The 8,878-nt window shown below is 58.1% G+C and carries 7 protein-coding genes and 1 pseudogene; 5 read left to right on the plus strand and 3 right to left on the minus strand.

Annotated elements, in window-relative coordinates; translation table 11 throughout:
• Positions 1–144: 144 nt before the first annotated feature.
• Genes VGK48_04005 through VGK48_04015 form a run of 3 tightly spaced genes read right to left on the minus strand, consistent with a single transcriptional unit; the run spans position 145 to position 978 of the window.
• Positions 145–408, minus strand: a complete 264-nt coding sequence (locus VGK48_04005) for a TIGR03435 family protein (protein ID HEY2380328.1) — start codon at positions 406–408, stop codon at positions 145–147.
• A 40-nt stretch (positions 409–448) separates the two neighbouring features.
• Complete coding sequence (locus VGK48_04010) at positions 449–775, minus strand: type II toxin-antitoxin system PemK/MazF family toxin (protein HEY2380329.1); 327 nt, start codon at positions 773–775, stop codon at positions 449–451.
• Positions 772–978 carry a hypothetical protein gene (locus VGK48_04015; protein HEY2380330.1) on the minus strand — a complete coding sequence of 69 codons (207 nt, stop codon included), beginning with the start codon at positions 976–978 and terminating at the stop codon, positions 772–774. Before VGK48_04015 ends, VGK48_04010 begins: the two co-directional genes overlap by 4 nt.
• 532 nt (positions 979–1,510) lie before the next feature.
• Here VGK48_04015 and VGK48_04020 point away from each other — a divergent pair.
• The 5 genes and pseudogenes from VGK48_04020 to VGK48_04040 all read left to right on the plus strand — a co-directional run bounded on the left by VGK48_04020 (position 1,511) and on the right by VGK48_04040 (position 8,759).
• Complete coding sequence (locus VGK48_04020) at positions 1,511–1,681, plus strand: hypothetical protein (protein ID HEY2380331.1); 171 nt, start codon at positions 1,511–1,513, stop codon at positions 1,679–1,681.
• Positions 1,682–1,769: 88 nt separating this feature from the next.
• Positions 1,770–2,618 (plus strand): class I SAM-dependent methyltransferase, encoded by an 849-nt coding sequence (locus tag VGK48_04025; protein HEY2380332.1) that lies wholly within the window; start codon positions 1,770–1,772, stop codon positions 2,616–2,618.
• A 30-nt stretch (positions 2,619–2,648) separates the two neighbouring features.
• The gene (locus tag VGK48_04030) at positions 2,649–4,115 is read left to right on the plus strand and encodes an amidase (GenBank protein ID HEY2380333.1); all 1,467 of its coding nucleotides are present in this window, start codon (positions 2,649–2,651) and stop codon (positions 4,113–4,115) included.
• 179 nt (positions 4,116–4,294) lie between these two features.
• Positions 4,295–8,299 (plus strand): annotated as a pseudogene (locus VGK48_04035) (chemotaxis protein CheB).
• 151 nt (positions 8,300–8,450) lie between these two features.
• A complete protein-coding gene (locus tag VGK48_04040; protein ID HEY2380334.1) occupies positions 8,451–8,759 on the plus strand; it encodes a response regulator in 309 nt (102 codons plus the stop codon).
• The last annotated feature ends 119 nt before the right edge of the window (positions 8,760–8,878 follow it).

Consider the following 8,878-nt stretch of genomic DNA (forward strand, 5'->3'; position numbering starts at 1 on the left):
CCTCAAGACCTTCGCGGCCAGATGAAATTTCGCAGCCAGCAGGAGCACAACCGACGCCGACAACGCGAGGGCCGTTCCAAGCATGATCAGGAGAATAGAGATCACACCGGCGAATGAGTCCGAGTGGACAATCATGGAACGTAGCTAGTTCTCCGACGGTTTTTCGACGTGGTCGATCACAATCACGTCGACCGGCGCCTTCGTCGATTCCAGTTTCAAACCGAACTGCTGCTGGATCGCGGTATAGAGGTCCGGCATTTCCGCCTGGCCTGGTGGTGGCGGAGGAGCCTGTTTGAATTGCCTATCCGTTCGGAACGGTTTAGGGTCGGGGGTGAGGATCAGTAGGGCCCACCAGGAATGAACTGTCGACCCGAAAGAAGCGTCTGCCTGACTGACATCAAAAGTCATTTGTTTGCGGGATTTGGCCGCAACCGGCGGCCTATCGGGTCTAGTCCGACAAATACTCAGAAATCGCCCGATCGAGACGCTCCATCTCCGGCGGCTTCAACTTGCCGGCAGTGCCGAGAATCCGGCTTTTCTTCAATCGACGGATGGCGGGAACGACGGCGTACCCCGCGCCCTTAAGACCGGTGGGACGGATCTCGAGCCGCAGCGGAGGAATCTCCGGAGCGCGCGAGGATAGTGGCACGGCCACCACGGAGTCGAGCGAAAGATTTTGAATCGAGTTCGAGACAATCACGGCCGGACGTCTTTTCCCCATTTCAGGGGGAGTTGCGTCGGTAAGATCCACCCAAATGACCGTCCCGCGTGTCATCGCTCTTTCTTAGGCCGTGACGGCGCTTTCTCCAAGGGAGCGGCCGCCCAAACATCCAACTCGAGGGACTCTCCCGGATTCTCGTTCAGAAACGCCGCGTATTCTTCGGCGGCGCGGGCCATCTTCTGACGGTGGATCTGGGCCTTCAATAGTTCCCGTACCAGCGACGTCAAAGTCTGATCCGGACGCTTGAAGGCTTCCAACTCTTGAAGTATAGGACCACCAACTTAACGGTAGTTGCCTTCATACTACCGTAGTATACCAGTTTCAAAATCAGGGCCTGTCATGGTATTCCTTCCACAGCACGGCTGAGACAGCGAAGGGCTTCCATCGAGTGACCGGACGGGAACGACATGGAATCCGATCCGTTTGGACGCATGCGGCTCGTGGCGAGTTTCAAACCTTGCATGATTTCTGAATCAACACATTTTATTCCATCTCATGCTCCATGAATTTGCGGCGGCACGGCAGTGGAAAAGACACCTCGCGTGGTTGAACGGCTGTACGGTAGAGATACGCCTTCAGATATGGAGCCGGGCGTTGGCGAAAGCAGAAAGGAACAGCCCGTGTTCGCGCGCGGGATGGTAGGATACGTTTCGCCGAGTTACACTGGTTTGAAGCTCACGGCGTCGGCAGAAAGATGATGAGAATCAAAACATTCCTGGATTGATCATGGCTGAATCCGAAAGGCGACCCCCTAAGTTCGCAATCTGCATCAAGGCCGGTGATGACGATATGCTTACTCCCCGAAAGATCTACCAAGTCCTTCCCGACGAAAGCGCTGCTCGATCGGATTACATCCGTGTCATCGACGATGAGGGTGAGGACTATTTGTATCCGGCATCGAGCTTTGTTTTTGTGGAGCTTCCGGCCGAGATTGAACAGGTTCTCGACCGCGTTTCATAGAGCCGCCGGGAACACATCCGCGGCGTGAGTCCTGAGGCCGCGGATGTTGCCGGCGTCGTAGGCATCAGGTTCAGGCATAAATACGAGCATGGATGGAAACCCTTTTGGCCACGTTCTAGCTGGATTAACTGAACGGCAGAGTGTGGTCGATTTAGGTTGCGGCTCTGGCAGTTTTCATTATGAGGTGTATAACTGCCGAATAATCGCAATGGACCTGAACGTTCCTCAGAGAGCCGGATGCTCGCATGCCAGCTTTGTTCAATCCCATTCTGCGGCGATACCGCTCAAAGGCAGTTCCATTGATGTCGTGGTATGCCACCATACCTTGGAACATTTTGATGACTTCCGGGCGACTCTAATAGAAATCAATCGGATCTTAAGGGATGACGGACTGATCTGGATTGCGATTCCCAACGGGTATGGCCTGGATGACGAACTCTATCGGTTTGTCTTTTCCGGCGGTGGACACGTAAACCGTTTCAGCCGCGACCAGTTGATAGAAGAGGTACATCATCTCACCAGGTTCCGATTGGCGCAGACGGTCGATCTCTTCAGCAGCTTTATTTACCTGAAGAAACCAACAGAGCAGGAATACCAGCATTATCCCCGAACAGCTCGCTTCCTGTTCCATATCCCTGACGGCGCCAGCGGCACAGGCATCATTGCTGTAAATGCGGTAACACGTCTGATGGATAAGCTGTTCGGGTGCCGTTCCAGCCAGTATGGCTGGGGGTTTTTATTCGCCCCCGAAGGGGCCTCTTTGCCTCCCTTAGGTGGTCCTTACTTCAATGTTTGCTCAAAGTGCGGTTCCGGAATACCGGCAAGACAACTTCGCGAGAATGGCATGCTGAAGCAATGGTGTGGAGTGGGCTTCTTTCATTGTCCCAATTGCCGGCAATTAAATGCGTTTGTCTCTCCTCCGGCCGGGTGCGAATAGATACTGGTGGTGTATGCTCGAAGCGAACGTATGTCCCATGATTCGCGAATTTCCCGCCGAGATTTGATCGCGATGTTTGGCGCGGCGGGGTTATCGTCCCGTCTGCCCGAGGTCCAACCGCGTGAGCCACTGGTCTACTGGTCGGCTTCGGCAATGGCGAAAGCGGTTAAGGCGAAACAGGTTTCCTCAACGGAACTGGTGACGGCTTGCCTGAAGCAGATCGACAAGGTCAATCCGGCCATCAACGCCGTCGTGATGTTCGCCCGCGCCCGGGCCCTCATGGAAGCCGCAGCCGCGGATGCGAAACTCGCACGCAAGGAGACATTGGGGCCGCTGCACGGCGTACCAATGACGATAAAGGACTCCTTCGACACGGCGGGAGTCATCAGTACGGCGGGAACACTCGGCCGTAAGAATTATGTTCCGCAGAAAGACGCAACCGCTGTCGCCAGGCTGCGGCGCGCGGGCGCGATTCTCCTGGGTAAAACGAACACTCCGGAGATTACGGCGGGGGAAGAAACCTTCAATGCGGTCTATGGACGGACGAATAATCCTTACGATCTCCGCCGGACTCCCGGAGGGAGCAGCGGCGGCCCTGCCGCGATCGTGGCGGCGGCGGGCTCGCCGTTCGACATCGGCAGCGATACGACAGACAGCATCCGCGCGCCGGCGCACTTTTGCGGCATCACGGGATTAAAGCCCAGCGCCGGGCGTGTTCCCCGGACCGGGCACATCATATCGTTTGCGTCGGGCGCAATGGATTCATGGACGCAGATCGGACCGCTGGCTCGGCACGTGGAAGATCTTGAACTCGTGTTGCACGTGATCGCAGGACCGGATTACCAGGACCCTGCCATCAGCGACGTGCCGCTGGGCCCTTCCAATCGCATCATTCTGAAAAAGCTGCGTATCGCCTTCCATGTGGATAACGGCATCCGCGCCTGCACTCCTGAAACAATCCAGGCGGTTCGCGCGGCCGCAATGGCGCTCGGGCCGGCCGTTTTGCAGATGGAGGAGCGGCGGCCTCCGGGGATCGAACGGACAGCCGAGGTCGCCGACGCGGTGATCGATTCCGCGTTCGACCGTCTGGCGGCCAGGGTTCTCGCGAAAGCGGGCAATCGCGGCGCCTACCTCCCGCAGGGCGGATCGGCTGCACAGCTGGACAACGCGCTAATTCAATTGGATCTGTTCCGAAGTGAGATGCTGGGCTTCCTGGAGAACCATGACATTATTCTGTGTCCTGCGAATGCCGTTCCAGCGCTGCCCCATGGCCAGCAGTCCGAGGGTGAACACAATCTGGACTTCACATATATGACAACCTACGCGATGACAGGCTGGCCGGTTTGCGTCGTGCGTGCAGGGACATCTCCCGGAGGACTGCCGATCGGTATCCAGGTGGTCGGCCGCCCCTGGCGTGAAGATGTCGTTCTTGCCGTTGCCGCCTTCCTTGAAAAACAGCTCGGCGGATGGAAACCGCCGGCGATTGCCAGATCCTAACGCCTCCAGGGAAAATTTATTGGGGTGTAGGAATTTCGTGACCGCCGCCGGAGTTCTTCCGACGAACCCCGCTTACCGCCAGTCGCGATAAGTTTCGGAATTTCCTGGAGATTCCCGCAATCAACCATCCTCGCGACGATTTGGAATTTTTTTTGCTATATAACGCCCGATAAAACGCGATGGTAGGGAGGATACTCTTGAGCTCAGAGTCCAGTTCCGCATCGAAAAGTCCTGAAAGCACGCCCGCCAGTTTTCGAGTTGTGGGTATCGGAGCATCCGCCGGCGGTCTCGAATCGCTCGAACAATTCTTCTCGAATCTGCCGCCGAACCCGGGGATGGCTTTCGTGGTGGTCCAGCACCTGTCGCCCGACTTCCGGAGCGTGATGGACGAACTGCTGGCGCGTCACTCGGATCTGCCGATCAAGCAGGCGGAACACAATATCGAGGTTGAGCCGAATCGCGTTTATTTGCTGCCGCCCAAGAAGGAAATGATCATTCAAGACCGGCGTCTCCTTCTGAGCGACAAGGAACGGACGCATGGTTTGACGCTGCCGATCGATCATTTTTTCCGTTCTCTGGCCCAGGATCTCGGGACGGAGGCCGTCGGAATCATTCTCTCCGGAACGGGCAGCGACGGCTCCCGCGGAGTCCGCGAAATCAAACGCGTTGGCGGCCGGGTCTATGTTGAAAATCCGGACAGCGCGAAGTTTGACGGCATGCCGTTGAGTGCGCTCGCAACCGGCGTCGTGGATCAATCGGCGGCGGCCCAGGACATTCCCCGCTTTCTAATGGAAGATCCGGCAATATCGTCGGAAGCCGTCGAGCCGGATCCGTTCGAGGATGAAACGCCGATGGAGTCGATCTTCCGGCTGCTCCGGGATCAATTCGGGCTCGATTTCTCCCTCTATAAAATGACAACCGTCAGCCGGCGGATACTGCGGCGCATTGATTTGCTCGGCTCGGTCGATCTGGCGGGTTATGCCGACAGACTTCGCGTCGACCCTGAAGAACTCAGCTCGTTGTATCGCGACCTGCTGATCGGCGTAACGCGTTTTTTCAGGGATCCCGAAGCTTTCGAGTTTCTCGAACAGCACGTCATTCCCGAAATTCTCGACCACGTTCCCGAAAGCGAGGAAATCCGCGTCTGGATTGCCGCCTGCGCCACCGGCGAAGAAGCGTATTCGATCGCCATGCTGCTGTTCGAGCAACTCACCCTGCGGGGCCGCCAGCTCAACGTCAAGATCCTCGCAACCGACGTCCACCCAGCTTCCTTGACGTACGCCAGCGCCGGCTTTTACGGCGACGAGCAGCTCGAGCACGTCAACGAAAAACGGCGCGAGAGGTTCTTCCGGAGGAAACCGAACGGGTACCAGATATCGCAGGATCTGCGGCAGCTGATTGTCTTCGCTCCACACAACATCACGAAGGATGCGCCTTTCACGAAGATGCACCTGATTACGTGCCGGAATCTCCTTATTTACTTCGAGCCGCCGGCGCAGAAAAGCGTGTTGTCGCTGTTTCACTTCGGCCTGATTACGGGCGGCTTCCTTTTCCTCGGATCGAGCGAGACGGCAGGAACTCTCGCAAGCGAGTTCGACACAGTGAATGAACACTGGAAGTTTTACCGCAAACGGCGGGATATCCGGCTGTTGGAGCCCCTGCGCATGCCGGTCTCCAAAAGGACTCCGGGCCAGTCGAAACTGTTCCTCGGACATTCACGAGCCGCGCTGGCCGATACGCAGCTGCTCAACGTGTACGACGAACTGCTCAACCGGCATATGCCGCCCAGCTTCCTGGTCGACGAAGACCGCCATCTGGTCGACAGTTTCGGAGGAGCGGAACGTCTATTCCGGATCGGCAAGCGGCGTCCTTCGATCAATATCCTGGATCTCCTCGACGGCGATCTGCGCACCGTCGTTGCCGGCGCCATTCAGCGCGCGCTCAAAGGCGAAGGCCCTGTGCATTATACCGGCGTCCCGATTGCCGACGGCGCCAGGACACGCCGCTGTACCCTTTCGGCGGAAGCTTTTAACAATCCCAGAACAAACGCGACGCACGTTCTCATATCGTTTGAAAGTGAAAGCACCGAAGAACGCCGGCAGCAGCCGAGACCGGAAGCCGGCGACCTGACCCCTTCTCAGGCAGCGCAGGACCGGATGAACACGCTGGAAAGCGAGCTTTCCTATACCCGCGAAACGCTGCAATCCACCATCGAAGAACTGCAGACGAGCAACGAAGAACTTCAGGCAACCAACGAAGAACTGGTGGCCTCCAATGAGGAATTGCAGAGCACGAACGAGGAACTGCACTCCGTCAACGAAGAGCTGTACACCGTGAACGCCGAACTGCAGCGGAAAATCGCGGAGCTGCGCGAACTGAACGTCGACATGCAGCACTTCCTCGAAAGCACGGATGTGGGCACGCTGTTTCTGGATTCCAATCTCCGCATCCGCAAATACACGCCGAAGATCGCCAGCGTGTTTCATATTCAGCCCCAGGATGTCGGACGCAGCATCCGGCACTTTTCCTACAATCTGCAGCGTCCGACCTTGTTGAACGATATCGAACTTGCGATGTGCGAAGGCATCGTGATCGAAGACGAGGTCCGCGAGAGTGAAGGCACGACGTTCTTCCTTCGAATTTTGCCGTATCGCGCCACCTCGCACGGCGAAAAAGAGTCGCCGCTTGCGACTCCGGCCGCCGGACGGATCGAGGGCGTCGTTCTGTCGTTGACGGACATCTCGGCGCTCGACCGCGTCCGTTCCAAACTGCGGCAGATGTCGGAGATCGTCGAATGGTCGGACGACGCGATCATCGGACAGACTGTCGACGGCGTGATCACCACATGGAACCGCGGAGCGGAGCACCTCTACGGCTATTCCGCGGAAGAGGTGATCGGACGGGACATCCGGATGCTCGCTCCGGCCTCCCAGAAAGATCAGATTCCGGCATTACTCGATGCCGTGCGGCGCGGCGAACGTGTTGAACATGCGGAGATGCTGCGCGTCCGCAAAGATGACGCGCTTGTCGATGTATCAATCAGCATTTCGCCGATTCTCGATTCCGACGGACGCGTATCCGGCGGCTCGATGATCGTCCGCGACGTCAAGACGCTCCGCGAAGCTCAAAATGACATCGCCGAACGCGAAGGCCGCATTCGTCTGCTACTCGATTCGACCGCCGAAGCCATCATCGGCATCGGGCCGGACGGCCTGTGCGCTTTTGTGAATCCCGCCTGCGTCCGGATGCTGGGTTACAGCTCGGCGGAAAAAGTCATCGGCCGCCATATCCATCGCATCATCCACCAGCCCGGCACGGCCGGTATGCATGCCGAAGAAGACTGCCCGCTCTATCGGGTGCTGGTTACGGGGCAAGGCGCTCACTCCGACGAAGAACCGGTCTGGTGCACCAATGGAACGAAGTTTTTCGCGGAGTATTGGAGTTACCCGGTCCGGCGCGGAACTCAAATCGTCGGAGCTGTCGTGACTTTCCTCGATGTCACCGACCGCAAGCGGGCCGACGAAGAAATCCGGACGGGCGCCAGACGCCGCGAGGAATTCCTGGCAATGCTGTCGCATGAACTGCGCAATCCTCTGGCGGCGGTGGTCAGCGCGGCCAGAGTCATGCGCTCGGAAAGCGCCGGCGGCAAGGCCGTGGAGAGAGCCCGGGAAATCATCGAGCGCCAGTCGAAGCACATGGCCCGGCTGCTGGATGATCTCCTCGATGTCTCCCGGATTACGCGCGGCGGCATCGAGCTGCGTAAAGAAGACATCGACCTGCGCGAAGTGATCCGCACGGCAATCGAGGCGCTGACGCCCGCACTCGAAGAACGCCAGACGAAATTGACGACCGAGCTTCCGGGCGAGTTCCTGCCGCTGAGAGGCGACGGGGCGCGTATTCAGCAGGTTGTCGTCAATCTCCTGTCGAACGCTGCCCGCTACTCGCCTCCGGGAAGCCCGATTCTGCTATCCGCCAACGCCGATGGCGATTCCATCATCCTCAGAGTCAAAGACCAGGGCCGCGGCATCTCACCGGCGATGCTGTCCGACATCTTCGAAATGTTCGTCCAGGATGAACAGGGGCTGGAACGTTCCACCGGCGGTCTCGGCATCGGCTTGACGCTGGTCCGCCAGATTGTCGAACTTCACGGCGGCCAGGTTGAAGCGCACAGCGCCGGAGTGACTGGGAAGCGAATTCATCGTTACGCTTCCACGGCAGCCTCACGCCATGATTCACCACACCAACGAGTCTCATCGCGCGGCGACGGCCCGGCGCGTGCTCGTTGTGGAAGACCAGGACGACTCCCGCGAGATGCTCCGTGTACTGCTGGAGTCGATGGGACACACCGTCGTGGAGGGAGCCGATGGAAGCTCCGCGTTGGAAATGGTCGTGCTCGAACATCCGGACGTCGCACTGATCGACATCGGCCTGCCCATCATGAGCGGATACGAAGTCGCGCGGCGGGTGCGGGAAAACCGCCTGCTGGATGACGTTGTGCTGGTGGCTTTGACAGGCTATGGGCGCGACTCCGATGTCGAAGCGGCGAAGGCCGCCGGATTCGACGCGCACCTGACAAAGCCGGCCGAGGCGCATGTCATCGATGAGATTCTGTCCCGCCGCACACGTCAGCAGAGAGCATCGTAACTAAAACCATTCAGGTCAGCGCATCATCGCAAGTTGCTTCATTGAACAAATGAAGCAACTTGCGATGTTGCATTTATTTCTCCTTTCTCTCTGGACAAGGGCTGTCATGAGCAACGACA

This window comes from Terriglobia bacterium, from assembly GCA_036496425.1.
Lineage (GTDB): Bacteria > Acidobacteriota > Terriglobia > 20CM-2-55-15 > 20CM-2-55-15 > 20CM-2-55-15.

What these genes read in the sequence shown, in the direction of transcription:
- VGK48_04025 (HEY2380332.1), top strand. Translation starts at nt 1,770, where the DNA reads ATGGATGGAAACCCTTTTGGCCACGTTCTAGCTGGATTAACTGAACGG.
- VGK48_04005 (HEY2380328.1), bottom strand. Translation starts at nt 408, where the DNA reads ATGACTTTTGATGTCAGTCAGGCAGACGCTTCTTTCGGGTCGACAGTT.
- VGK48_04020 (HEY2380331.1), top strand. Translation starts at nt 1,511, where the DNA reads ATGCTTACTCCCCGAAAGATCTACCAAGTCCTTCCCGACGAAAGCGCT.
- VGK48_04040 (HEY2380334.1), top strand. Translation starts at nt 8,451, where the DNA reads ATGGGACACACCGTCGTGGAGGGAGCCGATGGAAGCTCCGCGTTGGAA.
- VGK48_04010 (HEY2380329.1), bottom strand. Translation starts at nt 775, where the DNA reads ATGACACGCGGGACGGTCATTTGGGTGGATCTTACCGACGCAACTCCC.
- VGK48_04030 (HEY2380333.1), top strand. Translation starts at nt 2,649, where the DNA reads ATGTCCCATGATTCGCGAATTTCCCGCCGAGATTTGATCGCGATGTTT.